20 protein-coding genes are annotated in these 26,085 nt (G+C 71.7%); 16 read left to right on the top strand and 4 right to left on the bottom strand.

The window, feature by feature from the left end; all coding sequences use genetic code 11:
- Positions 1–160 precede the first annotated feature (160 nt).
- From OO47_RS23525 to OO47_RS36375, 5 genes are all read left to right on the top strand, one after another.
- Complete coding sequence (locus tag OO47_RS23525) at positions 161–766, top strand: hypothetical protein (protein WP_030210370.1); 606 nt, start codon at positions 161–163, stop codon at positions 764–766.
- A 108-nt stretch (positions 767–874) separates the two neighbouring features.
- Entirely contained in the window at positions 875–2,134 is a 1,260-nt protein-coding gene (locus tag OO47_RS23520) for an AAA family ATPase (protein WP_030210371.1), read from the top strand.
- Positions 2,134–2,793 (top strand): RloB family protein, encoded by a 660-nt coding sequence (locus tag OO47_RS23515; RefSeq protein ID WP_030210372.1) that lies wholly within the window; start codon positions 2,134–2,136, stop codon positions 2,791–2,793. Before OO47_RS23520 ends, OO47_RS23515 begins: the two co-directional genes overlap by 1 nt.
- 92 nt (positions 2,794–2,885) lie before the next feature.
- Positions 2,886–5,486: an HsdM family class I SAM-dependent methyltransferase gene (locus OO47_RS38510; RefSeq protein ID WP_030210373.1), complete on the top strand. Its 2,601-nt coding sequence runs from the start codon at positions 2,886–2,888 to the stop codon at positions 5,484–5,486.
- Complete coding sequence (locus OO47_RS36375) at positions 5,476–6,684, top strand: restriction endonuclease subunit S (protein ID WP_106969452.1); 1,209 nt, start codon at positions 5,476–5,478, stop codon at positions 6,682–6,684. Before OO47_RS38510 ends, OO47_RS36375 begins: the two co-directional genes overlap by 11 nt.
- Here OO47_RS36375 and OO47_RS35375 read toward each other — a convergent pair.
- Both OO47_RS35375 and OO47_RS23505 read right to left on the bottom strand, forming a co-directional pair.
- On the bottom strand, positions 6,681–6,920 hold the full coding sequence (locus tag OO47_RS35375; protein WP_078489854.1) for a DUF397 domain-containing protein: 240 nt from the start codon (positions 6,918–6,920) through the stop codon (positions 6,681–6,683). The genes OO47_RS36375 and OO47_RS35375 overlap by 4 nt on opposite strands.
- Positions 6,913–7,707 (bottom strand): helix-turn-helix domain-containing protein, encoded by a 795-nt coding sequence (locus OO47_RS23505; protein ID WP_030210375.1) that lies wholly within the window; start codon positions 7,705–7,707, stop codon positions 6,913–6,915. The genes OO47_RS35375 and OO47_RS23505 overlap by 8 nt, the downstream gene beginning before the upstream one ends.
- Before the next feature lie 201 nt (positions 7,708–7,908).
- On the opposite strand from OO47_RS23505, the gene OO47_RS23500 reads away from it, so the two are divergent.
- From OO47_RS23500 to OO47_RS23485, 4 genes are all read left to right on the top strand, one after another.
- Complete coding sequence (locus OO47_RS23500; RefSeq protein ID WP_030210377.1) at positions 7,909–8,232, top strand: hypothetical protein; 324 nt, start codon at positions 7,909–7,911, stop codon at positions 8,230–8,232.
- Positions 8,229–8,543 carry a hypothetical protein gene (locus OO47_RS23495; RefSeq protein ID WP_030210378.1) on the top strand — a complete coding sequence of 105 codons (315 nt, stop codon included), beginning with the start codon at positions 8,229–8,231 and terminating at the stop codon, positions 8,541–8,543. The genes OO47_RS23500 and OO47_RS23495 overlap by 4 nt, the downstream gene beginning before the upstream one ends.
- 100 nt (positions 8,544–8,643) lie before the next feature.
- Positions 8,644–12,198: a type I restriction endonuclease subunit R gene (locus OO47_RS23490; protein ID WP_234323275.1), complete on the top strand. Its 3,555-nt coding sequence runs from the start codon at positions 8,644–8,646 to the stop codon at positions 12,196–12,198.
- Positions 12,199–12,203: 5 nt separating this feature from the next.
- On the top strand, positions 12,204–12,989 hold the full coding sequence (locus OO47_RS23485) for a M48 family metallopeptidase (protein ID WP_030210384.1): 786 nt from the start codon (positions 12,204–12,206) through the stop codon (positions 12,987–12,989).
- A gap of 24 nt (positions 12,990–13,013) precedes the next feature.
- Here the strand turns inward: OO47_RS23485 and OO47_RS23480 are convergent, their stop codons facing one another.
- On the bottom strand, positions 13,014–14,558 hold the full coding sequence (locus tag OO47_RS23480; protein ID WP_234323274.1) for a PucR family transcriptional regulator: 1,545 nt from the start codon (positions 14,556–14,558) through the stop codon (positions 13,014–13,016).
- Positions 14,559–14,685: 127 nt separating this feature from the next.
- Between OO47_RS23480 and speB the strand changes: the two genes are divergently transcribed.
- The 7 genes from speB to OO47_RS23445 all read left to right on the top strand — a co-directional run bounded on the left by speB (position 14,686) and on the right by OO47_RS23445 (position 24,210).
- Positions 14,686–15,660, top strand: coding sequence for an agmatinase (speB, locus tag OO47_RS23475; protein ID WP_030210386.1), 975 nt, complete (start codon positions 14,686–14,688; stop codon positions 15,658–15,660).
- Between the two features lie 105 nt (positions 15,661–15,765).
- Positions 15,766–17,448 (top strand): thiamine pyrophosphate-binding protein, encoded by a 1,683-nt coding sequence (locus tag OO47_RS23470; RefSeq protein WP_030210387.1) that lies wholly within the window; start codon positions 15,766–15,768, stop codon positions 17,446–17,448.
- Positions 17,449–17,520: 72 nt separating this feature from the next.
- On the top strand, positions 17,521–17,730 hold the full coding sequence (locus OO47_RS23465) for a type II toxin-antitoxin system VapB family antitoxin (protein ID WP_030210388.1): 210 nt from the start codon (positions 17,521–17,523) through the stop codon (positions 17,728–17,730).
- Entirely contained in the window at positions 17,727–18,149 is a 423-nt protein-coding gene (locus OO47_RS23460; protein ID WP_030210389.1) for a PIN domain nuclease, read from the top strand. The genes OO47_RS23465 and OO47_RS23460 overlap by 4 nt, the downstream gene beginning before the upstream one ends.
- A gap of 136 nt (positions 18,150–18,285) precedes the next feature.
- Entirely contained in the window at positions 18,286–22,017 is a 3,732-nt protein-coding gene (locus OO47_RS23455) for an ABC transporter ATP-binding protein (protein WP_030210391.1), read from the top strand.
- Between the two features lie 83 nt (positions 22,018–22,100).
- Positions 22,101–22,523 (top strand): hypothetical protein, encoded by a 423-nt coding sequence (locus tag OO47_RS23450; RefSeq protein ID WP_030210395.1) that lies wholly within the window; start codon positions 22,101–22,103, stop codon positions 22,521–22,523.
- Between the two features lie 217 nt (positions 22,524–22,740).
- Positions 22,741–24,210, top strand: a complete 1,470-nt coding sequence (locus tag OO47_RS23445) for an alpha/beta hydrolase family protein (RefSeq protein ID WP_030210399.1) — start codon at positions 22,741–22,743, stop codon at positions 24,208–24,210.
- A 61-nt stretch (positions 24,211–24,271) separates the two neighbouring features.
- Here the strand turns inward: OO47_RS23445 and OO47_RS23440 are convergent.
- Positions 24,272–26,085 (bottom strand): glycoside hydrolase family 3 protein (locus tag OO47_RS23440; protein WP_033210063.1); only part of this gene is annotated, 1,814 nt, incomplete at its 5' end.

Raw genomic sequence — 26,085 nt, 5'->3', positions numbered from 1 at the left:
TCCCCCTTGACCCTGCGTCCCACCCTTTACGTCCTTGCACGTCAGCGGGGGTGGAATGGTTCCGGGACGGAGGGCGGGCGCGTCACCGTTGCGGGCGGCGGGTGTCGCCCCCGACGCTGGTGGAGCACTGACCGAACGACCCGACGGGGGAACCACCACCATGAACAAGCTCCGCACCGCGTTCGCCGCGACCGCCGCTGCCGCCCTGGGCCTCGCGGCCCTCGCCACGGCCCCGGCGCAGGCGGCCGCCCAGCCCGCCTTCCTGGCCGCCTCCCAGATGCCGCCGTCGTCGACGCCGTGGACCGCCACCCCGGTCTTCGCCGGCGTCCCGGAGAACGGCGGCGTCCTCTGCGCCTCGTACAAGATCCCGGCGCAGAACAGCCGCTACCGCGAGTTCAACACCGAGCTGGACACCAACGGCGTCCAGGTCACCACCGTCGCCCGCACCGAGGCCGACGCGGTGAAGCTGGTCGACACCCTCCGCAAGTCCCTCGCCGGCTGCGGGCCCCTCCTGGAGCAGCAGAACCCGGGCCTGGACGCCGTCAGCGCCTACCACGGCAAGATCGACGTCGAGGAGGGCGCCTGGGTCTACAGCCTGGACACCGCCGACCCGCAGATCGGCAACTCCGACGTCCACCTCTTCTCGGTCGGCCGCGACGGCCGCACCGTCACCCTCGTCCGCTGGGGCCAGATGGGCGACCTGAAGGACGCCCCGCTGAAGGCCTTCCGGACGACGACGAAGACCGCCGTGAACAAGCTCCACTGATCCGGGGGTCCTCCCGAGGGCCCACCACAGCTCCGCAGCGGCGCGACCCGAACCTGGGCGCGCCGCTGTCGTGCCCACCTACTACGCTGGCGGCGGAGAGGGGCCGGCATGCTGCTGAGATTCCGCACGGCCAATGTGCGGTCACTGCGCGACGAACAGGAACTGACCTTCGTCGTACCCGAGGACGCGCCGAGCGCCGCCGCCCGACGCGTCGAGCTGCCCGGCGGCGCGGTGGGCGTGCTCCCTCTGATCGGCGTCTTCGGCGCCAACGCCTCGGGCAAGTCGAACGTCCTCGCCGCGATGACGGACATGAGCGGCGCGGTGCAGAACTCCTACGCGCGCTGGGCCTCGTACGACGGCACGGACCGCGTCCCCTTCGCCCTGGACGCCAAGGGGACCGAGGAGTCGAGCTTCTACGAGGTGGACCTCGTCCTCGACGGGATCCGCTGGACGTACGGTTTCGAGCTGGGCTCCGAGCGGGTCGAGGCCGAGTGGCTGCACAGCTACCCCCGCGGTCACCGACAGGTGTGGCTGGACCGCGACGCCTCCCGCCCCAAGGTCTACGACTGGCCGGGTGCCCGGGTGAAGGACCGCGCCGGCCTGGAGCGGCGCACCCGGCCGAACGCCCTGGTGCTCTCCACGGCGGGCACGGACAACCACCCGCAGCTCACCCCCTTGTTCCACTGGTTCCGCCGGAACCTCTGGCTGATCGACCCCGAGGTCGAGCGCCAGGAACGGGAGACGTTCACGACGCGCCAGCTGTCGGGCGCCCGGGCACGCCGCATCAACGAGCTGCTGCGGGTCGCGGACCTCGGCATCACCGGAGCGGAGACGGTCGACGGGGGCAAGGGGCGCCCGGAGGTGCGCCTCACGCACCGGTCCGCCGCGGGGGACGTCTCCCTCGACTGGCGCCACGAGTCGTACGGCACCCGCTCGTGGTTCGCCCTGCTCGGCCCGCTGCTGCTGGCCCTGGACGAAGGCGCCGTCCTGCTCGTCGACGAGCTCGACGCCAGCCTGCACCCGCGCTTCGCGGCCGAGGTCGTCAGGCTCTTCCACGACCCCCAGGCCAATCCCAAGGGCGCGCAGCTCGTCTTCACCTCGCACGACCCGTCCGTCCTCACCACACCGAGCGGGGGCCGTCTCCTTGAGCCCGCGCAGGTGTGGCTCACCGAGAAGGACGACGACGGGGCGACCCAGCTCTATCCGCTGACCGCCGCCTCCCCCGGGGAGGAAGAGGACCTGATGAAGTCCTACCTGGCCGGGGCGTTCGGAGCCGTTCCCGCCTTGCTGGAGGGGCAGATCGCGCGGCGGCTGCTGGCGGCGAACGAGCGGGAACGTGAGTACGAGGCGGAGCGGAGCGGCAGCTGATGGCGCGTACGAGGGGGAAGGACTCGCTGGGGCCCGCGAGCAGGGGGCAGCGGCGGAACAAGATCGTCCACGTCTTCACCGAGGGCCGGGTGACCGAGCCCCAGTACATCGAGATCGTGCGAGACCGGGCCGGTGCGAACGGCATCGAGGTCCGGATTGCCAACGCGACCGCACCCGGTTCGCAGCGCAAGCCCATCACCTTGGTCGACGTGGCGGCACGGCTGATGCGTGACGAGACACGGGCCGCGAAGAAGGCGAAGCTGGCGGAGAAGTTCTGGCCCGAGGTCTGGTGCCTCTTCGACAGGGACCAGCACGAGCAGATCCCGGACGCCTTCAAGCTGGCGAAGGAGGCGGGTGTGCGGATCGCCTTCTCGCACCCCTGCTTCGAGCTCTGGCGACTGCTCCACCACAAGCCGGTCCAGAGCACCTTCGGCGGTGTCTGCGGGGAAGCGGTGAAGCTCCTCCCCTTCGCGAACGACGCCGAGAACATCAAGAGCGTCCTGCCCGAGCAGATCCCGAAGGGCAGTTTCGCCCTGGCGAAGAAGCGGGCCCAGGAGATCAACGCCCAGCACCCCGCCCACAAGGCCAAGGACCTGCGGGACCCTTACACGGACGTGTACGAGTTCGTCGAGGAGGGGCTCGGCATCACCGCGTACTGACGGAGGGTGACGGCTCAGGCCCGGGTTATCACCCCGGCCCCGAATCGCCGTAGGGTTCCCTGGTCGTATCGGCTCGTAGGGAAGACGGTGACGTGGCCAAGCTCACGCTCGCGCAGTTGGAGCGGCATCTCTTCGCCGCCGCGGACATCCTCCGCGGCACGATGGACGCCTCCGAGTACAAGGACTACATCTTCGGCCTGCTGTTCCTGAAGCGGGCCAACGACGAGTTCGAGGCGGCGCGCGAGCGGATCAAGGAGAACGCTCCGAAGGGCCTGACCGGGGAGCATCTGGAGGGCTGGCTGGAGAAGCCGACCCCCTACAACACCAACGGGGTCCTCTTCGTCCCGGAGAAGGCCCGCTGGGCCCTGATCTCGTCGGCCACCCACAACATCAACGAGGACTTCCTGCGGCCCGCGCTCCAGGCCCTCGAAGGACAGAACGCCAAGCTCAAGGGCCTCTTCGACCAGCTCGACTTCAACCGCATCGGCGGCTCGGGCGCCACGGCCGGCGCGGCGAAGCTCGCCGACCAGCGGCTGAGGCTGCTGATCGCCCACTTCGGCCGGGTGCGTCTGCGGACGGACGACTTCGAGTTCCCGGACCTGATCGGTGCCGCGTACGAGTACCTGATCAAGGAGTTCGCGGACTCCGCCGGCCGCAAGGGCGGCGAGTTCTACACCCCGCGCGCCGTGGTCCGGATGATGGTCGAGCTGCTCGCCCCCGAGGACGGCACGCGCATCTACGACCCCTGCGTCGGCTCGGGCGGCATGCTCATCCACGCCAAGGAGTACGTGGAGGAGCACGGCGGCGACACCACGAACATGTTCTTCGCGGGCCAGGACGCCAACAGCGGCTCCTGGATCATGTCCACCATGAACATGGTGCTGCACGGCGTCAGCACCCGCTTCGACCTGCGGACCGGCGACACCCTGTCGGAACCGGCACACGTCCCGACGTCGGACGACCAGCGTTACGACGGCGTACTGAGCAATCCGCCGTTCTCCATGGACTACTCGTACGAGAGCTACCCGCACAAGGCGGAGCGGGCGAAGTACGGCGCGACGAGTGAGCGCGGCAAGGCTGACCTGATGTTCCTCCAGCACATGCTCTGGATGACCAAGCGGGAGGGGCCCGGCGGCATGGTCATCACGGTCATGCCGCACGGCGTGCTCTTCCGGGGCGGCGGCGAGCGGGACATCCGCGCGGAGCTGATCGAGAAGGACGCGATCGAGGCGGTCATCGGCCTCGCCCCGAACCTCTTCTACGGCACGGGCATCCCCGCCTGCATCCTGGTCCTCCGCCCCCCGGGCAAGAAGGACCGCGACCGGGAGGGCCGGATCCTCTTCATCAACGCGGACCGCGAGTACCACGCGGAGCGGGCGCAGAACGTCCTCCTTCCCGAACACGCGGAGAAGATCGTCACCACGTTCCGCGCGCGGGAGGACGTGCCCGGTTTCGCCCGGTGGGTCGACCGCGAGGAACTGCGGGAGAACGACTACAACCTCAACATCCGCCGGTACGTCGACAACACGCCCCCGCCGGAGCCGCAGGACGTGCGGGCCCACCTGACGGGCGGGATGCCGCGCGCCGAGATCGAGGCCAAGCAGGAGCTGCTCGACGCGTACGGGATCCGGCTTGAGGACCTGTTCGCGGAGCGGGACCCGGTGGACCCGGCGTACGTCGACTTCCTCCCGGAGGACGAGCGCCCGGACGCGGCCCGGCTGGCGGAGCTGGCACGCCCCCGCGAGGAGGCGCTGCGGACGGTCTTCGCCAAGTGGTGGGACGAGGAGGCCCGCCACCTGGAGGCCGTCGCCGCCACGGACGAGCGCCTGGCCGGCCTGACGGCCTCGGAGCGCAAGGCGGCGCTGATGGCCGTACGGGGTTCGCTGATCGAGTCGTTCGTGAAGCGGCTCGGCGGCATCGGCCTGCTCGACCGGTACGCGCTCGCGGGCGCGGTGGCCGGCTGGTGGTACGAGGCCAAGTACGACCTGCTGGCCCTGTCGGAGAACGGGTTCGCGGGGGTCCTCGACGGCTGGGTCGAGAACGTCGAGACGATGCTCGCGCCCGAACAGGACCCGAGGACGAGGAAGCTGCGCAAGCGCACGGCGGCGGAACGGCGCCAGGCGTACGGCCACAAGGTGGTCGCGGCGATCGTCCCCGAGTTCCTGACGGAGCTGGCGGAGGCGGACGCCCGCAAGGCGGAGCTGGACGCGCGCTGGAAGGAACTCAACGCGGAGCCGTCGGAGTCGGGGGAGGACGGCGAGACCGAGGGTGACGAGGACGCTGTCACACGGGAGCGGGTCGAGTTGAGCGTGGAGCAGCTGGCGGAGCTGGCGCACGTGAAGAAGGAGCGGACGAAGGCGGCGGCGCGGGTCAAGAAGCTGGAGGCGGAGTTCTGGTTCACTCCGTGGCCGGACCCCGACAAGCTGATGCAGGACCCGCCGAGGCTGACTGCGGCGCGGCAGCGGCTGGCGGAGGACCCGGAGGGGGAGCGCCGGGTTGTGCTTGAGCTGCTGCGGGACGATCTGGCGGGGAAGCTGGAGGGGCATGTGGTGCGGCGTCGGCGGGAGTTGATCGACGCGTACAGGGTGTGGACGGACAAGTACGCGGTCTCGCTGACCGAGATCCGTGCGGAGCGCGAGCGGGCGGCGGCGACGTTGGACGGGTTCCTGGAGGAGCTGGGCTATGTCGACTGATGCCGAGATCCGGTGGGTTCCGGTGCGGGAAGTCGGCGAGGTCCGCATGGGAAAGCAGCTCTCGCCGAGTAGCAGGGAAGCTGCTGGGCAATTCCCGTACCTGCGCGTCGCGAACGTGCTTCAGGGGCGCATCGACTACTCCGACGTGAACTCCATGGGATTCAGCTCAGGTGAGCGAAAAATCTATGGGCTCAAGCCGGGCGATATTTTGCTGAACGAGGGACAGAGTCTGGAACTTGTTGGGCGCAGTGCGATCTATCAGGGCTCTTCAGGCGCTTACTGCTTCCAGAACACACTTGTCCGGTTTCGCCCTGGCAGCGAAGTGCTTCCCGCGTATGCGCAGATCATTTTTGAGCGGTGGCTGGCTACCGGTGTTTTTGCCGCCATTGCGAAGCAGACGACGAGCATCGCCCATCTCGGTGGAGAACGTTTCGGTGCCCTGCTGTTTCCGCTGAGGTCCATGGCCGAGCAGCGGCGAATCGTCGAGGTGATTGAAGCGGTGTCGGCGCAGGAGCGTGCCATCGATGCCTCAATCGCGAAGCAGGAGACGAATCGACACGCTGTCTTGAGTTCTGTGATTAGTCAATCGTGGGGGGAAGGTGAGGAACGGTCCGTTCAACTTGGCTCGTTTATCGAGCGGGTTGAAGCGGGGTGGAGTCCGTCTTGCGATGCCTCACCCCCAGGGGTTAACGAATGGGGTGTTATCCGTGTTAGTGCCGTGTCGGGAGGGCGGTTCCTCCCTCATGAATCCAAGCGCCTTCCGGCAGGATTGACTCCACGGCCGGACCTCGAAATCCGCCCCGGCGATCTACTCATGGCTCGCGCGAACGGAGTGCGCAGCTTGGTTGGAACGGTTTGTCTGGTCGAGGCAACGCATGGAAAGCTGATGCTTAGCGATAAGACGCTGCGATTGGTTCCTGACGAAGTGCTAGCCTGCGCTGAATTCCTAGAGATTGCGCTTAAGATGCCACCAGTGCGGGGTCAGATCGATACCTTTCTCAGCGGTAGTACTGGCCAGGCGAACATTTCCCAAGCCGCAGTTCGACAGCTTGCTGTTCCGAACGTGCCTCTTTGGCGTCAGTGGAAGATTGTTGAAATTGCGCACGCGCTGGATAAATCGATCCATGTTGGGTTCTCTGAACTTGAGAAGCTGCGTCTCTTGAAGGTGAGCCTCCTTGACGACCTGTTGTCAGTCTAAGTGGGCTTTCCTTGACCGTGGGGCGGGTTGTTATCCTTTAGTGCAGCTATGAAGGCTGACCAGCCAGCGGTTGTAAAGATGGGCGCCGGGCCGTGGGATACCTTGGAGTCACGGACCGGAACACCTGACGGGTAGCCGTCCAGGACCTCGACGCAACTTCCGGACTCGTTCCCGCTGTACGACGACTTGCGCCAGCCGCTCAGCGCGGAGGCGTCCGGGATGGTGTGTTCATTCATGGTCTTCGTGTTCCTTCGCGATCGCCCGCATCAGGGCCAGTGACTCTTGCGAGGGCAGTGCGTCGCCCAGCGCCAGATCGTAGACGCCTTGTAGGCGCTGGACCACGGACGGGGAGTCGTGCAGCTTGCCGACTGAGACGCCTTCGCTGTACGCGGTCGGTGGCTGGTCCTCGAACCACATCAGCGTCAGCATGCCCTGCATGAGCGGATGGACGCCGAGGCTCACGGGGAGGATGTGCACGCGTACACGCCGGCTCTCCACCAACTGGATGATGTGCGCGATCTGTTCAGCCATGACCTCTCGGCCACCGACCGGACGTCGTAGGACCGTTTCGTCCAGCAGCGCCCACACTACGGGCGTCACCGGATCTGCCAGGACCTTGGACCGTTCCATCCGTGTGACAACGTGCCTGTCACGTTCTTCGTCACTCCTGGGAGGGAAGGTCGTGCCCAGAACCGCGCGCGCGTACCTCTTTGTCTGGAGGATGCCGGGTACAAAGGCGGAGGCGAACTCCCTGATCATCGTTGCCTGCTGTTCGAGTTGGCGCGCAGGCTCGAAGTAATCGGCGATCGTGTCGTCATCTTTCGGCAGGAAGCTCTGCAACACATCCCCCGTCCCCAGCGCCCTGTCCAACCTCCGCGCATCCTCCGTCGACGGGATCCGGCGGCCCGCCTCGATGTGTGCGATGTGCGAGCGCGTCATGATCGCGATGTCGGCCAGCTCCTGCTGCGTGAGGCCGGCCGCCCCGCGCTGCGCCTTCAGCCACTCGCCGTACACGTTGGTCATCGTCAACTCCCTTGTGACAAAAACGGCGTCACGCCGAACCCCCTGTTCAGGGTAGCCATGCCGGTCTCACGCTGTGAGGGAATCGCTACAGAGTGCAGTTCCGGCGGGCGGACGAGCCCGGCGGAGCCGCACGCGCGAGACCCCCGCGACCGACGCGAACGGTCCGGGGGCGTGGCCCTCAACTACATCGGAGTTGACGACGTGTTGCACGCTATCGCCCGGATGCTCGACCCGCTGCTGCGGCTCCTGTGGCCTCCGCCACCCGGACGCCGCCGCCCGCCGCGCGCCCACACCCTCCCCGTACGCCCCCTGCCTGAATCCGGACCCAGGCCCGTTCCCATCCCCGAGTCGTATCTCCGGGGAGAGGACAGCCCCCTCGTCCGGCCCTACTTCCTCGCCCACGAGCGCCGCCAGGCCGAGGCCGAGGCCCGGCGGCAGCGAGGCCGACGCCGGGCGCTCTGGTTCGCCGTGCACGGCATCGACCTCGGCCCCCGTGTCATCCACGGAAGGGAGGTCGCGGCATGATCCGGCACACCGCGCAGGCCGCCCGGCTGCTCCCCTGGACCGGTGACGAGGGGAAGCCCTGTTATCTCCTCGGTGACGGCGAGGGGTACGTCTCCCGTGTCGCCGACAACATCGAGAGCGTGCAGCTCGGCATGGCCGCCGACCTCCTCGGGCACGTCGAGGACCTGCTGAGCGACCGGTCGGCGACGCCCGAGCAGCTCCGCTACGTCGTCGCCCGTCTGTCGGAGTCCCTGCGCGAGGTCCACCGCGTCGCCCGGAGCCGGGGAGCCCGTCTGGTCGGGGAAGCGGTTCGCGCCGATCATCCCGAATAGTCGGGACCGCCCGGTGACCTGAACTCTCGCCCGTCCCCAGCCCGTCACGCAGAATGGATCGCCTGCACGGGTGTGATAGGCGGGCGAGAGGCGTGGGGGAATGGCGACGATGCAGTCCGAGCGGGACGAGGTGGAGCGGCCGACCGTCGCGCAGCTGCGGGCGATGGGCTGGACGCACCTCCCCGGCAAGGACGTCGGCACGCTCGACGTCGACGCGCCGTTCCTCGGGGACCAGCTCACCGAGGCGCTGCGCCGCATCAACGTCCGCGCTGACGACGACCGGCCGTGGATGGACCTGACAGACATCAGGCGGTCGATCTCCGAACTCGCCGCGGTCTCCCTCGGCCAGGGTGTCGACAAGGCCAACTTCGCCGCCACCGACCTTCTCCTCAGCGGTCTACTGCTCCCCGGACCGTCCTCCGCGCACGGCGGACCGTCCGCCACCGTCCAGTACGTCGAGTGGCACGAGGAGCGCGCTGACCGGAACGAGTTCACCGTCGTCGACCAGCTCCGCGTACGGAACCGGTCCGGTGACGTCTCGGTCCTCGACGTCGTCCTCTTCGTGAACGGCATCCCGCTCGTCGCCGTCGAGTGCAAGAGCCCCGACCTCGCCGACCCGATCCGCAGCGCGGTCCTCGATCTGCGGCGCTACGCCGGATCGCCCCTCCCCGACGACGAGCGGGACCCCGCCGGGCTGCTGCCCGCGGGGGTCCCTGAACTCTTCCGTACGGTGCAGCTGCTCGTGGCCGCGACGGCGGAGACCGCCTACCTCGGCACGATCACCTCCACCCCGGAGCACTTCCACCCGTGGCGGAGCGTCGAGCCGGAGGACCCGGCCGCGCTCATCGCCGAGCTTCCCGACGGCGTCGACCAGCTCAACGAGCGCCACAAGCTGGTGGGCGTCGTCCTGCGCCCGGCGGCGCTGCTCAGGATCGTCCGGCACTACGTCATCCCGATGACCGTCCCGACCGAGGCGGGCGGCGCCCGCACGGTCAAGGCCGTCGCCCGGCACCAGCAGTACCGGGCCGCCGAGAAGGCGGTCCGCAAGCTGCTCACGGGCAAGGCGCGCGGCGGGCCGGTGCCCGACGACGAGCGCGGGGGCCTCATCTGGCACACCCAGGGCTCCGGTAAGAGCCTCACCATGACGTTCCTCGTGCGCCGGATGCACCTGCACCACCGGCTCAGCGAGTTCATGGTGGTCGTCGTCACCGACCGGACGCAGTTGCAGGAACAGCTCGCCGCCACGCTGCGGCTGAGCGAGTCCGAGGTGGAGACCGCCAGGAACGCGGCCCAGATGGAGGGGTTGCTGCGGGACGGCGGCCGGCGCGTCGTGTTCGCGATGATCCAGAAGTACGGGGCCGGCGGCTTCACCTTCGCCGCCGAGGCGGAGGAGGACGGCGACGAACGGGACTTCGCCGCCGAGTACGCCGAGGCGGAGAAGGCACGGCGGGAGCGGCGCGCGGCGAAGCTGCCGCCGGTGCCGAACTTCCCCGAGTGCAACACCTCGCCCGACATCCTCGTCCTCGTCGACGAGGCGCACCGGTCCCACACCAGCCTGCTCCACGCCGCCCTGCGCAAGGCGATCCCCAACGCGGCGAAGATCGGTTTCACCGGCACCCCCATCATGACCGGCAAGGCCGAGGACACCCGTCGGATCTTCAGCGGCGGCCCCGACCGGGGGTTCCTGGACGAATACCGCATGGCGGACGCCGAGCACGACGGCGTGGTCGTCCGCATCCGCTACGAGGGCCGCACCGGCGAGGGCACGGTTCTCGACCAGGACGGCCTGGACCGGCGCTTCGAGGACCTCGTCAAGGACCGCAGCGAGGAGGAGCGGCGCGAGCTCCTCAACCGTTGGCCCACGGAGAGGGACGTCGCCGAGTCGACGCCGATGATCCGCGCCAAGGCCGAGGACATGCTGGAGCACTGGGTGACCACGGTGCTGTCGGGCGGCGGCTTCAAGGCGCAGGTCGCGGCGGTGAGCCGGAAGGCGGCCGTCGAGTACCACCACGCGCTACGGGCGGCGCGGGACGCCCTGCTGGCGGAGCTGGCCGAGTTCCGTCCGGAGACGTTCGCCGGGACGCCGATCGAGGAGATGGACCGGCGGACCCGGTACCTCTTCCAGGCGTATCCGTTCCGTTCGCTGCTGCGGCGGATCGACTTCGTGCCGGTCGTCTCGCCCGGCGACGAGCGCAAGCGGCGCGAGTGGCTGCACTGGACGGACTCGGTGCGCCAGGCCGCGTACATCGAGCGGTTCCACAAGGCCTTCCCCGTGCTGCCGCCGGAACCCGACTGGGTCGTCACCACGCCCTTCCACGCGCCGGCGGACGAGAGCCAGGGCCCGGTGGAGACCGGCGGCAACCCTTGGTCGCAGGAGAACACGGACAGGGCCGGGAAGCCGGCCGTCGAGCCCGACCCCGTGCACCCCGAGAGCCCCATCGCCTTCCTGATCGTCAAGTCCATGCTCCTCACGGGCTTCGACGCCCCGCGCGAGCAGGCGCTCTACCTGGACCGGCCGATCCGGGACGCCGAACTGCTCCAGGCCGTGGCCCGGGTGAACCGGCCCATGCGGGGCAAGGAGATCGGGTACGTCGTCGACTACTACGGGGTCTTCGAGCACCTGACCGAGGCACTCGCCGACTACAAGGCGGCCGACGTCGCCGACACGATGCGCAGCATGTCCGTGGAGGTCGAAGCCCTGGAACCGGCGGCGGAGAAGGTGCGCCGGTACCTCCGCGACCACGCCGGCGTCATCGACGCCGACCTCGTCGACTTCGCCGCCGTGCGGTCCGCCGCCCTGGCCTTCGACGACGAGACCGTCCGCCAGGACTTCGACCAGGTCCTGCACGAGTTCCTCGCCACGCTGGAGCGGGTCCTCCCGCACGAGCGCGGCCTGGACTACGTGGGCGAGGCCCGCCGCTGGGGGCTGTTGCAGAAGCGGATCCGTACCCTCCATCGCGACGCGGCGGGCGGCGCCTTCACGATGCGCAGGTACGGGCGCAAGGTGCGCGCGCTGGTCGCCGAGCACCTGGAAGGCCCGGAGATCGACCAGGTGATCGCCCCCGTGTCGCTGGCGTCGCCGCTGTTCGACGAGCGGGTGCGCGCCATGCCCGCGCGCGAGGCGGCGGCCGAGATGGGCCATGCCCTGCGCTTCCACCTGGAGGAGCGGGTGAAGCGGGAGGACCCGGAGAAGTACGTGAGGCTCTCGCAGCGGCTGGAGGAGATCCTGCGCGAGATGCCCGGCCGGTTCGAGGACCAGATCCAGGAGTTCGGGCCGCTCTTCGAGCAGGTGCGCCGGGAAGCCGAGGAGGATCCGAGGCTGGCGGGACTCACCCGGCTGGAGCAGGTGGTGTACCGCCTTCTGGACAGGGACGCGGTGGAGAACCCGGACATCGACACGAGCAAGGTGGCGGACCTGCGGGACGCAGCCCGAGCGGTGTGCGAGACGGCGGCCCGGACCATGGGCAAGAAGTCCTACCAGGGGCAGGACCAGGACATCACCCTTCTCGCCGGTGAGATCGAGACCGCGCTTCTCGACCACGGGATGCTGCCGGGCGGTTCGGGATGGGATCCGTTCAACGCGCTCGCGCAGGGGCTCGCGGCGCACGCCAACGCCAACCAGGAGTCGTTCCGGGCGAGGCTGAGGGGAGAATAGGCGGAGTGACCGCCTTGACCGTCGACTCCGCCTCACCGGTCGCCCTCGCCGAGGGCGACCGGCTCGCCGTCGACGGTCTGGTGCTGGCCGTACGCGTCAGTCCCCGGCGCAAGCGTTTCGCGCTCACCGTGGAGCTGGACGCCGGGGTCACCCTGCACGCACCGCAAGGGCGTCCCGCGGCCGACGCGGCGGACTTCGTCCGGGCGCACCGGTCCTGGCTGGTGGGCAAGCAGGCGCTGCGCGAGCGCACGCGCCCGTTGACCCCGTCCAAGCGGCTCGCCGAGGGGGAGGTTTTCCGGTATCTGGGACGCACCTACCGGCTGACCGTCGACGCCGACCGGCCGGACGACGGCACCGTGCGTCTCGTCGCCGGCCGCCTGGTCCTCAGTGCCGCGCAGGCCGGCGACCCGGCCCGAGGCCGGTCGGCGCTCGTCCGCTGGTACCGCCGTGTCGGCCGCGAGTGGGCCGGTGGTCGCATCCAGCCGTGGGCGGCGCGGATGGGGGTCGCCGAGCCGATGCTGGACGTGGCGGACCTCGGTGGCCGCTGGGGCAGCTACCTTCCGCCGGGAGGCGAGGACGGAGTCGGTCGCATGCGTCTGGGGTGGCCGCTGTTCCAGCTGCCCATGCACCTCGTCGACTACGTGATCGCCCACGAGCTCGCCCATGTGCGGGTGGCCGGACACGGGCCGGACTTCTGGCGTCTCCTCGGACGGGCCCTGCCCGAGTACGAGGAGAGGCGGGCCGAGCTGGACGAACTCGGGCGGCGCATGTGGATGGGCGACATCGCGTGACCGGAGACCGTGTGCCGGGTCGGGTCACGGGGCACGCAGCGCGAACCACAGCTCCATCCGTACGTCCGGGTCGTCCAGGTCCCGGTCCAGGAGGGTCGCGCAGCGGGTGATGCGCTGGCGGACGGTGTTGCGGTGGACGTCCAGGGCCACCGCCGTCCGGTCCCAACTGCCGTGCAGGGAGAGCCAGGCGCGCAGGGTCTCCCTGAGCGGTTCGTTCAGGGGGGCGAGGAGGGCCCGGGCGTGGGCGGCGGCCTCGTCCGGGTCCACGAGGGACGCGAGGCCGCCCGGGCGGTGGCGCACGAGCGCCGACCGGGTCGCCTCCGCGCGGCGCAGCGCCCGGGCCGCCTGCCGGTCGGCGGCGGGGAGGTCCCCGGCCCCGGCCGGGGCGGAGACGCCGAGGAACCAGCCGGGTCGCGCGGTGACGGGGGAAGAAGCGGGCAGAAGGAGTCGTACGGAGGCGGGGGCCGCCCCGGAGACACGGGCCGCTCCTGCCTCCCCAAGGGCTTCCCCGAGGCCTTCCCCAAGGGCTTCTTTGAGGGCCTTTCCGAGGGCCTTCCCCGGGGCCGGGGACGGTTCCGGCTCCACCAGCGCCGTTCCCAGCGACGCCGCCAGGTCCGCCGTCGCGAACGGGGTGCCGTCGCCGCCCCGCGCGTGGACCACCGTCCACGGGCCCGGGTCCAGGGCCGCCGCCGCCTCCGCCGGGGAGGCGCCCAGGAGCAGCCGGACCAGGGCCCCGTCCCGTACCGCCGCGTCCGCGCCCCGGTGCGGGGCCGTCAGGAGGGAGAGCAGGACCACCGCGACGCCCGCGATCGTGTGGTCGCCGGGGTCCCGCCGGTCCGTCGCCACCCCCAGGGCCGGTCCGTCGCCGCTCCCCAGGGCGTACGCCGCCAGGCGCAGGTCCCCGCTCTCCCCGCTCGCCGACGCCGGGGCGCCGGGGCGCGGGCCCAGGACCCCCGCCAGTTCCCGCAGCGCCCGGGACGCCTCCGGCGGGACCTCCCGGCCGGCCGCCGCCGACTCCGTGCCGTCCGGGGCGAGGAGGACCGCCCGGCCGCCGAGCCGGGCGGCGAGCGCGCCGAGGACCGCCGGGACCGGGGCCGGCCGCGCCGCCGCCGTCGCCAGGGACTGCTGGGCCTCCGTCACCCGGCGCAGCTCGTGCAGCCGGGCCTCCGCCATCAGCCGCCACACCGCCCGCGCCACCGCCGTGAACGGGGTCCGCGGCGGCACTTCGAGGAGCGGGAGCCCCCGGCGCGCGCAGGCCTCGACCAGCTCCGCCGGGACCGTGTCGTACACCGGCGTCACCCCGAACGCGAGCGCCGCCGCCCCCGCCTCCACCACCCGCTCCACGTACCGCGCCGGGTCGGTGAGCTGCACGCCCGCCGTCATCAGGAGTTCCCCGCCGAGCAGGTACGGGTACGGGTCGGCCATCTCCGAGGTGTGCACCCAGTGCAGCGGCACGTCCCCGGGCCCGGCGAGCAGCCGCAGCCCCAGGTCCCGGCGGGCCAGCAGCGCGGCGAGCGGGACCGGCGGGGCCGGGGGAGTGGAGGCGGGGGGCGCGGGGCTCGTCGTCATGGACCCTTCGTACATCATCGGCTCGTGGAGTGGAGGGAACGTACACTTCTGTGGTGCTTTTCCGGCGTTTACCGTCGTGGTGTCCGGCGCGCCGGAGCCCCACCCCACCTTGCAGGAGGACCCGACCATGAGCAGCGACCAGAACGCCTTCCGCGGCCCGATCGACTCGTCCCGCGTCCCGCGGTACGCCGGTCCCGCGACGTTCGCCCGGCTGCCGCGGCTCGACGAGGTCGGCACCGCCGACGTCGCCGTGGTCGGCGTCCCCTTCGACAGCGGCGTCTCCTACCGGCCCGGCGCCCGCTTCGGCGGCAACGCCATCCGCGAGGCCTCCCGCCTGCTCCGCCCCTACAACCCGGCGCAGGACGCCTCCCCGTTCGCCCTCGCGCAGGTCGCGGACGCCGGTGACATCGCCGCCAACCCGTTTAACATCAACGAGGCCGTCGAGACCGTCGAGGCCGCCGCCGACGAGCTCCTCGGCACCGGCGCCCGCATGATGACCCTCGGCGGCGACCACACCATCGCGCTGCCGCTGCTCCGCTCGGTCGCCAAGAAGCACGGCCCGGTCGCCCTGCTCCACTTCGACGCGCACCTCGACACCTGGGACACGTACTTCGGCGCCGAGTACACCCACGGCACCCCGTTCCGCCGGGCCGTCGAGGAGGGCATCCTCGACACCGAGGCGCTGTCGCACGTCGGCACCCGCGGCCCGCTGTACGGCAAGCAGGACCTGACCGACGACGAGAAGATGGGCTTCGGCATCGTCACCTCCGCCGACGTCTACCGGCGCGGCGCCGACGAGGTCGCCGACCAGCTGCGCCAGCGCATCGGCAACCGCCCGCTGTACATCTCCATCGACATCGACTGCCTCGACCCGGCCCACGCGCCCGGCACCGGCACCCCCGAGGCGGGCGGCATGACCTCCCGCGAGCTCCTGGAGATCCTGCGGGGCCTGTCCTCCTGCAACCTGGTCTCCGCCGACGTCGTCGAGGTCGCCCCGGCCTACGACCACGCCGAGATCACCGCCGTCGCCGCCTCCCACACGGCGTACGAGCTGACGACGATCATGTCCCGCCAGATCGCGGCCGGCCGCGCGGCGAAGTAGCCGGCGGGGCGGGGACCTCCCGCTCCGCGCGACACTGGTGACCGTCGGGCGCGGCCGCCCCCGGCCGCACCCGACCCGACCCGCCACCGCCCCGAGGGACCCGCCATGACCCACGACCACGACCTGGTCCTGCGCCCCACGCCCGCCCAGATCGAGGCGGCCCTGAACCCGCCCCCGGGGCGGACCGGCGGGGACCTCGTCGTCGAGACCCTGTCCGGGCTCGGCGCGACCACCGTCTTCGGGCTCCCCGGGCAGCACGCGCTCGGCATGTTCGACGCGCTGCGCCGCTCCCCGCTGCGGTACGTCGGCCTGCGGGCCGAGAACAACGCGGGCTTCGCCGCCGACGCGTACGGCCGGATCACCGGCGAGGCGGCCCCGCTGCTGCTCTCCACCGGGCCCGGCGCGCTCCTGTCGCTCGCCGCGCTCCAGGAGGCGGCCGCCGCCTCGGCGCCGGTCGTCGCGATCGCCAGCCAGGTCCCGGCGGCCGGGCTCGGCGGCGGCCGGCGCGGCTACCTGCACGAGCTGCGCGACCAGCAGGCCTCCTTCCGGGACGTCGTGAAGTCCGTCCACACGGCCCGTACGCCCTCCCAGATCCCCTCCGCGATCGCCGCCGCCTGGGAGTCGGCGCTCACCGCCCCGCACGGCCCCGTCTGGGTGGAGATCCCGCAGGACGTGCTCACGGCGGAGACGACGCTGCCGGTGGTCACCGCGATGGACGCCACCCCCGAGGACGTCGTGCCGCGCCCCGAGCTGACGGCGGTGGCCGCGCACCTGCTCGCGCACGCCGAGCGGCCGGTGATCGTCGCGGGCGGCGGGGTCGTCCGCTCCGACGCGTCGGGGAAGCTGCGGGCCCTGGCCGAGCGGATCGACGCGCCCGTGGTCACCACCTTCGGCGGCAAGGGCGCCTTCCCCTGGAAGCACCCGCTGTCCCTCCAGTCCTGGCTGGAGGACCGGCACACCACCGACTTCCTGGAGGACGCCGACGTCCTCCTCGTCGTCGGATCGGGGCTCGGCGAGCTGTCCTCGAACTACCACACCTTCGCCCCGCGCGGCCGGGTGATCCAGATCGAGGCGGACGCGGGGAAGCTGGAGTCCAACCACCCGGCGCTCGGCATCCACGCCGACGCCCGGCTCGCGCTCCAGGCGATCCTGGAGACGGTCGGGGAGCGCACCGACCCGACCGCCCCCGAGCGGGTCGCGGCCGTCCTCGGCCGGGTCCGGGACCGGCTCGCCGCGCAGGACCTCGACCTGGAGCAGCGGGTCGTCGCCGCGGTGCGCGAGGCGCTTCCGGCGCGGGCGCCGAGCTTCTGGGACATGACGATCCTCGCGTACTGGGCGTGGTCGGCCTTCGACGCCCGGCACCCGAACACCATGCACTCCGCGCAGGGCGCCGGCGGCCTCGGCTACGCCTTCCCCGCCGCCCTCGGCGCGGCCGTCGCGGACCCCTCCCGGCCGGTCCTGGCGGTCTCCGGCGACGGCGGCGCGATGTACTCGCTCGCGGAGCTGGCCACGGCGAGGCAGTACGGGCTCGACGTGACGTGGCTGATCGTGGACGACGGGGGCTACGGCATCCTGCGCGAGTACATGACGGACGCGTACGGCGAGGCCACCGGCACCGAGCTGACCCGCCCGGACTTCGTCGCCCTCGCCGAGTCCTTCGGCGTCCCCGGCGTCCTCACCACCCCCGGCACCCTGGCCGCCGACCTCGCGAAGTCCCTCGCGACCCCGGGCCCCTCGGTGGTCGTCCTCCCGGCCCTGCTGCGGATGTTCGAGCCGACGCACCTGTGAGTGAACGGCGTTTGCCGTGCCGTTTCCATGGCGCATATGCTCCTTGTGTCATCGGTATAGGGAGGATGTGCCATGTCGAATCTGTACGTGGAGGTCGACGACGAGGCCCTGGCCGAGGCCGCCGAAATACTGGGCACGAAGACGAAGAAGGACACGGTCAACGCAGCCCTGCTGGAGGTCGCGCAGCGGCACAAACGGCTGCGCGCGCTGGAGCAGCTGACGGCGATGGCGGAGCGCGGGGACTTCGACATCCTCATGGACAAGAGGAACTACCGTCGGTGAGCCCGGTCACCCACCTCGTGGACACGTCCGCCGCCGTCAGGATCCTGGCCAAGAAGCAGGTCCAGGAAGAGTGGGTCAAGTACCTGACGGAAGGCACCGTCGGCCTCTGCGACCTCACCGAGCTGGAGATCCTCTACTCGGCCCGGTCCGCCAACGACCGGCTCGCGAAGGAGGACCTCCTCGCCCAGCTCTTCAACTGGACTCCCGTCCCCGACGGGGTCTACACCCGCGCCCGCCGCGTCCAGCAGATGCTGACCAACCAGGGCGAGCACCGCAGCGCCGGTCCGGTCGACCTCCTCGTGGCCGCCACCGCCGAACTGACCGGCCTCACGCTCCTCCACTACGACAAGGACTTCGAGACCGTCGCACGGGTCACAGGCCAGCCGACCCAATGGGTCGCCCCGCCCGGGACGGCCTGAGCCGGACGCGGCACGGGTCCTAGGACCACCGCCCGATCCTCCTCCGACCCGGGCCCCGTCTTTGTTGCGGCGGGATGAAATCCCACGTCGGCCGCGTTGGGGCTTCCGGTAGAGCAGGACGTACGGGAGGTCACACGTGGCGGTCGGGGAGAAACAGCAGGGGTGGGCGCGCAGGCTCGCCGGATACGCCTGGCGGTACAAGGCGAACACGCTCCTGGCGCTCGGGTCGTCCCTCGTCGGCATGGGCGTCCTCGCCCTCGTGCCGCTCTTCACCAAGGTGATCATCGACGACGTCATCGGGACGAAGACCCGGGACCTCGCCACCTGGACCGGGCTCCTGATCGGGGCCGCCGTCCTCGTCTACGCCCTCACCTACGTCCGCCGCTACTACGGCGGGCGCCTCGCGCTCGACGTGCAGCACGACCTGCGCACCGACATGTACGGCACGATCACCCGGCTCGACGGGCGGCGGCAGGACGAGCTGTCCACCGGGCAGGTCGTCGGGCGGGCCACCACCGACCTCCAGCTGATCCAGAGCCTGCTCTTCATGCTCCCGATGACCCTCGGGAACGTCCTGCTCTTCCTGATTTCGCTGGGCGTCATGGCGTGGCTCTCCCCGCCGCTCACCCTCGTCGCCCTCGCCGTCGCCCCCGCCCTCTGGTACATCGCCCGGCGCAGCCGCACCCGTCTCCACCCCGCCACCTGGCACGCCCAGCAGCAGGCCGCCCTGGTCGCCGGGGTCGTGGACGGGGCCGTGTCCGGCGTCCGGGTCGTCAAGGGCTTCGGGCAGGAGGACCAGGAGACCGGCAAGATCCGCGAGGCCGGGCGCAGGCTCTTCGCGGGCCGGCTGCGGACGGTCCGGCTGAACTCCCGGTACACCCCCGCCCTCCAGGCCGTGCCCGCCCTCGGCCAGGTCGCCGTCCTCGCCCTCGGCGGCTGGCTCGCCTACAAGGGCCAGATCACCCTCGGCACCTTCGTCGCCTTCTCCTCCTACCTGGCCTCCCTCGTCGGACCGGTCCGCATGCTCGCCATGGTCCTCACCGTCGGCCAGCAGGCCCGCGCCGGCGTCGAGCGCGTCCTCGACCTCATCGACACCGAGCCGGTCGTCGAGGACGGCACCAAGGAGCTGCCCGCCGACGCCCCCGCCACGGTCGAGTTCGACGACGTCTCCTTCGCGTACGAAGACGGGCGTCGTGTGCTCGACGGGTTCTCGCTGGAGATCCGGCCCGGCGAGACCGTCGCCCTCGTCGGCGCCTCCGGCTCCGGCAAGTCGACCGTCTCCCTCCTCCTGCCCCGCTTCTACGACGTCTCGCGCGGCGCCGTCCTCGTCGGCGGCCACGACGTGCGCGAGCTGACCCTCGACTCGCTGCGCGCCGCCGTCGGCCTGGTCCCCGAGGACTCCTTCCTCTTCTCCGACACGGTCCGCGCCAACATCGCGTACGGCGTCCCCGACGCCACCGACGAGCAGATCGAGACCGCCGCCCGCGCCGCCCAGGCCGACCGGTTCATCAACGAGCTGCCCCAGGGGTACGACACCAAGGTCGGCGAGCACGGACTGACCCTCTCCGGCGGCCAGCGCCAGCGCGTCGCGCTCGCCCGCGCGATCCTGGCCGACCCCCGGCTGCTCCTCCTGGACGACGCCACCTCCGCCGTGGACGCCCGCGTCGAGCACGAGATCCACGAGGCCCTGAAGTCGGTCATGGCGGGCCGCACGACCCTGCTCATCGCCCACCGCCGCTCCACCCTCAACCTCGCCGACCGCATCGCCGTCCTCGACGGCGGGCGCCTCGCGGACATCGGCACCCAGGAGGAGCTGGAGGAGCGCTCCCCGCTCTTCCGGCGCCTGCTCACCGACCCCGAGGAGCTGGGCGCCGTCTCGCCCGGCCGCGTCGCCCCGGCCGCGCCCGCCGAGGACCACACGCTGCGGGACGAGCTGGACGCCGAGTTCGACGCCGAGCGGGGCATCACCCCCGCCCTGTGGGTACGGGACGGGGACGGCGGCCGGGAGAGCGCCGTGCCCGGGGCCACCCCCGAGCTGCTCGCCGCCGTCGCGGCCCTGCCGCCCGCCACCGACGTCCCCGACGTGGACGAGGCGCGGGCCGTGGCCCCCGAGGACTCCTACGGCCTGCGCCGGCTGCTCCGGGGCTTCGGCCCGCCCCTGCTCATCAGCCTCGGCCTGGTCGCCCTCGACGCCGGCACCGGCCTCCTGCTGCCCGTCCTGATCCGGCACGGCATCGACGAGGGCGTGAACCGGCTCGCGATCGGCGCCGTCTGGGCGGCCTCCGCGCTCGCCCTGCTGACCGTGCTCGTGCAGTGGGTCGCGCAGACCGCCGAGACCCGGATGACCGGCCGCACCGGCGAGCGGGTCCTCTACGCCCTGCGCCTGAAGATCTTCGCCCAGCTCCAGCGGCTCGGCCTGGACTACTACGAGCGCGAGCTCACCGGCCGGATCATGACCCGGATGACCACGGACGTGGACGCCCTGTCCACCTTCCTCCAGACGGGCCTGGTCACCGCCTTCGTCTCCGTCGTGACCTTCTTCGGGATCATGGTCGCGCTGCTCGTGCTCGACCTCCAGCTCGCCCTGGTGGTCTTCGCGACCCTGCCGGTCCTCGCCGTCGCCACGTACTTCTTCCGGCGCTCCAGCGTGAAGGCGTACGAGCTGGCGCGCGAGCGGATCGGCGTCGTCAACGCCGACCTCCAGGAGTCGGTGGCCGGGCTGCGGATCGTGCAGGCCTTCCGCCGCGAGCGGGACGGCGCCGGGCGGTTCGCGGAGCGCAGCGACTCCTACCGCGAGGCCCGCGTCCGCGGCCAGTGGCTGATCTCGATCTACTTCCCGTTCGTCACCCTGCTGTCCTCGGCGGCCGCCGCGGCCGTCCTGGTCGTCGGCGCGAACCGCATCGAGGCCGGGACGCTCACCACCGGCGCCCTCGTCGCCTACCTCCTCTACATCGACCTGTTCTTCGCGCCCGTGCAGCAGCTCTCGCAGGTCTTCGACGGCTACCAGCAGGCCGCAGTCTCCCTGAAGCGGATGCAGGAACTCCTCCAGGAGCCCACGTCGACGGCCGCCGCCGACGCGCCCCTGGACGTGCTCTCGCTGCGCGGCGAGATCGCCTTCGAGGACGTGTCCTTCTCGTACGGGGAGGACGTCGGCGACGGGGAGGAGGCAGCGCTGACCGGGGTCGACCTGCGGATTCCCGCCGGGCAGACCGTCGCCTTCGTCGGTGAGACCGGCGCCGGGAAGTCCACCCTGGTCAAGCTGGTCGCGCGGTTCTACGACCCCACGAGCGGCCGGGTCACCGCCGACGGCACCGACCTGCGGGACCTCGACCTCACCGCGTACCGGCACCGGCTCGGGGTCGTCCCCCAGGAGGCGTACCTCTTCGCGGGGACGGTCCGCGACGCCATCGCCTACGGGCGGCCCGAGGCGACCGACGCCGAGGTGGAGGCGGCGGCCCGCGCGGTCGGCGCGCACGAGATGATCGCCACGCTCGACGGCGGCTACCTCCACGAGGTGGCCGAGCGCGGCCGGAACCTCTCCGCCGGACAGCGCCAGCTCATCGCCCTGGCCCGCGCCGAGCTGGTCGACCCCGACATCCTGCTCCTGGACGAGGCCACGGCCGCCCTGGACCTGGCCACCGAGGCCCAGGTCAACCAGGCCACCGACCGCATCGCGGGCCGCCGCACCACCCTCGTCGTCGCCCACCGCCTGACCACGGCCGCCCGCGCCGACCGGGTGGTCGTCATGGACCACGGGCGGGTCGCGGAGGACGGCACCCACGACGAACTCCTCGCCCGGGGCGGCCGGTACGCCAAGCTCTGGAGCACCTTCGTCGGGGAGGCGGAACCGGCGCGGGTCGAGGCCTGAGCCGGGGCGGAGGCAACCGTTCGGCCCCATGGCGCGTCGTAGACCCGTACATCCGTACGGAGCTTCACCCGGGAGGGGGCCGCATGGTCACGGACGACACGCCGACCGCACGGCGCGGGCGGCGGGCGACCGCCCGTGTCCTCGTACCGCTGCTCACCGCCCTCGCGCTGCTCCTGCTGCCCTTCCCCGGCGGCCCGGGGGCCGGCACCGCCGACGCCGCCTCCGTCTGCCGGGGACGGCCCACCCGGACGATCGCCTTCCCCACCGGGGAGCTGCGCCTCTACCGGACCCGGCAGTACGTCTGCGCCGTCACCGTCGGCAGGGGTCCGGCGGCCCGCCGGGCCATGTCCGTCTCGCTCCAGCCGCGCGGCGGGCGCCCCGCCGTCAAGTCCGGCCGGTTCGACCGCCAGGCCGGGCCCCTCACCGTCCACGCTCTCAACCGCTGCGTCCGGGCGGCGGGTTCGGTGTCCGGCCGGGGGACGTCCACGGGCTGGATCCTCTGCTGACGGCCCGTTTCCGTACGGACGGCCTGTTTCCCGTACGGACGGCCTGTTTCCCGTACGGACGGCCTGTTTCCCGTACGGACGGTCCGTTTCCCGTACGGACGGTCCGGATTCCGTGCCGGTGCGCGGGAAAGTCCACCAGTAAGGACCAACTGGGTCTGGCGGTCCACACGTTGCCCCCGCTAGGTTCGCGACACCGTTGTGAATCATGGGAGGGTGCATGCGCACGTCGCTCAGGCTGCTGCTGTCGCTCTCGGTGCTCATAGGCACCGTGGGAGCGACCGGCGTGGCCACCGCCGCGGACACGGACACCGACACCGCGTCCGTCGCCGACTCGCGGAGCGGGACCGCCGACCGGGCGGCCGCCGAGGACATCAAGGACCGCATCCTGGCGATCCCCGGGATGACCCTGATCGAGGAGAAGCCGTACGCCGGCTACCGCTTCTTCGTCCTGAACTACGAACAGCCGATCGACCACGCGCGCCCGTGGAAGGGCACGTTCCAGCAGCGGATCTCGGTCCTCCACAAGGACACGGACCGCCCCACCGTCTTCCGCACCAGCGGCTACGGGCTGAGCACCACGCCGAGCCGGGCCGAGCCGACCCGGATCGTCGACGGCAACCAGATCTCCATGGAGTACCGCTTCTTCACCCCGTCCCGGCCCCAGCCGGCCGACTGGTCGAAGCTGAACATCTGGCAGGCCGCCAGCGACCAGCACCGGATCTTCACCGCCCTGAAGAAGATCTACGGCAAGAAGTGGCTCTCCACCGGAGCCTCCAAGGGCGGCATGACCGCCACCTACTACGAGCGCTTCTACCCGCGCGACATGGACGGCGTCGTCGCCTACGTCGCCCCGAACGACGTGGTCAACGACGAGGACTCGGCCTACGACCGCTTCTTCGCCACCGTCGGCACCGAGGAGTGCCGCGACCGCCTGAACGACCTCCAGCGCGAGGCGCTCGTCCGGCGCGCGCCCCTCCAGGCCAAGTACAAGGCGTGGGCCGAGGCCGAGGGCGCCACCTTCCACACGGTCGGCACGCTCGACAAGGCCTACGAGGCCGTCGTCCTCGACTTCGTGTGGGGCTTCTGGCAGTACTACGGCCAGGACGTCTGCGACCAGATCCCGGTCGCGAGGACGGCGACGGACGACGAGGTGTACGACACGATCGACGCCTACTCCGGCTGGGCCGCCTACACCGACCAGGGCCTGGAGCCGTACACGCCGTACTACTACCAGGCGGCCACCCAGCTCGGCGCGCCCTTCATCAAGCAGCCGCACCTCAAGGGCCTGAGCCGCTACGGCTACCAGCCCGCGCGCAACTTCGTGCCGCGCGAGATCCCGATGAAGTTCGACCCGCGGGCCATGAAGGACGTGGACTCCTGGGTCCGCAACAACGCGCACCGGATGCTGTTCGTCTACGGCGGCAACGACCCGTGGGGCTCCGAGAAGTTCCGCCTGGGCAAGGGCGCGCGCGACAGCTACGTGTACGTGGCCCCGGGCGCCAACCACGGCGCGAACGTGGAGGGCCTGGTCGAGGCCGAGCGCGCGAAGGCCACCGCCCGCATCCTCGCCTGGGCCGGCGTCCCCGCCCCGGCCGAGCAGGCGGCGCGGCCGCTGGCCCGCTTCGACGCCCGCCTGGACCGGGCGGTCGACGAGGAGGCGACGCGGGAGCACGGCCTGCGGCCGTAGTCCGCGGTGAGGCGAGAGGGGGGGCGCGCCCGTCCGGGCGCGCCCCCCTTTTTCCTGTCCGCTAGCGGTACGAGAGGCCGTACCCGACCGGGTACAGCACCCGGTCCGGGGCGTCGGCGCTCTGCACCGGCACCGGGAGCCGGCCCCGGGGCTCCGCCCGCCCGGCCAGGACCCGGACGGCGGCGCGGAGTTCGACGTCGGTCCAGGAGTACGCGGCGAGGGTCGCCCGCTGGCCCGTCAGGTGCGCGACGTCGTACGGGTTGCGGATCGCGACCGTCACGACGGGCACCCCGGTCGCCGCGAGCCGCGCCACCAGGGTCCGCTGGGTGCTGGTCGCGGTGACGTTGTACGTGCCCACGACCACCACGTCCCTGCCGGCCGCGGCGGCCACCGCCTCCTCGATCCGCGCCGCCGTCGGCGCGGTCCCGGTGGGGAGCGCCGTCGCGGTGAACCCCAGCTCCCGCAGGGCCGCCGCCAGGGTGGTGGTGGGCGGTCCCGTGGTGCCGGACGGGGAGGCCGGGTCGGCGCCGACGACCAGGACCGAGCGGTGGCGGGAGGGCCGCAGCGGCAGGAACCCGCCCTCGTTGAGGAGCAGGGTCGTCGTCGCCTCGGCGATCCGGTCGGCCTGCGCCAGGTGGGTCTTCGAGCCGACCACCCGCTCGACGCCCGCCCGCGTCACGTACGCCTGCCGGAACAGGCCCAGCTTCGCCTTGAGCCGCAGGATGCGCAGGATCGATTCGTCGAGCCGGGCCTCGGTCAGCTCGCCGGAGCGGACCGCGTTCAGGACCGCGTTCCAGGCGACGTCCAGCTTCGGCGGGTTGAGGAGCTGGTCGACACCGGCCTTGAGGGCGAGGACCGGGACGCGCTCGTCGCCGTACTTGGTGCGCACGCCCTCCATGCCGAGCGCGTCGGTGACCACCACGCCGTCGTAGCCGAGCCGTTCGCGCAGGATGCCGGTGAGGACGGGCCGGGAGAGGGTCGCCGGGTCCTCGCTCGGGTCGAGCGCGGGGACCACGATGTGCGCGGTCATGATCGAGTCGATCCCGGCGGCGATCGCGGACCGGAACGGCGGGGCGTCCAGTTCCTCCCACTGCTCCCGGGTGTGGGTGATGGTCGGCAGGCCGTAGTGGCTGTCCACGGCGGTGTCGCCGTGGCCGGGGAAGTGCTTGGAGGTGGCCGCGACCCCGGCCCGCTGGTACCCCTTCACCTGGGCGGCGACGAGGCCGGCGACCGCGCGCGGGTCGGAGCCGAAGGAGCGGACGCCGATGACCGGGTTGGCCGGGTTGACGTTGACGTCGGCGACCGGGGCGTAGTTCTGGCGGATGCCGAGGGCGGCGAGTTCGGCGCCCGCGATCTCCGCGGCCCGGCGGGCGTCGGCGTGCGAGCGGCCGGCGCCGAGGGCCATCGCGCCGGGCAGCAGGGTGGCGGGCTCGCCCACCCGGCAGACGATGCCGTGCTCCTGGTCGGTGGAGATGAGCACGGGGACGGGGACGGGCTGCGCGAGGGCGGCCTGCTGGATGCCGTTGGAGAGGTCGGCGATCTGGTGCGGGTCGCGGGTGTTGTGGGCCCAGGTGAAGTAGATGATCCCGCCGACGTGGTAGCGCGCGACCAGCTCGGCGGCCGTGCGGACCCCGATCTCGGCGAGGTTGGCGTCGACGTCGGCCTGGTCCGGGGCGGTCGCGGAGTGCCCGTACACCCGCATCACGAAGAGCTGGCCGACCTTCTCCTCCAGGGACATGCGGTCGACGATCCGCCGGAGCCTCCGGTCGTCGTACCGCTCGGGCGCGGCCTGGACGGGGGCGCCCGCCCCGGTGACGGCGGCGACCGCGGCGGCGGCGGTGACCGCGAGGAGGGTGCGGCGGGAGGGGGTGGGGG

Source organism: Streptomyces bikiniensis, assembly GCF_000716625.1.
Lineage (GTDB): Bacteria > Actinomycetota > Actinomycetes > Streptomycetales > Streptomycetaceae > Streptomyces > Streptomyces bikiniensis.
This window is presented reverse-complemented; position numbering and strand designations above follow the sequence as displayed.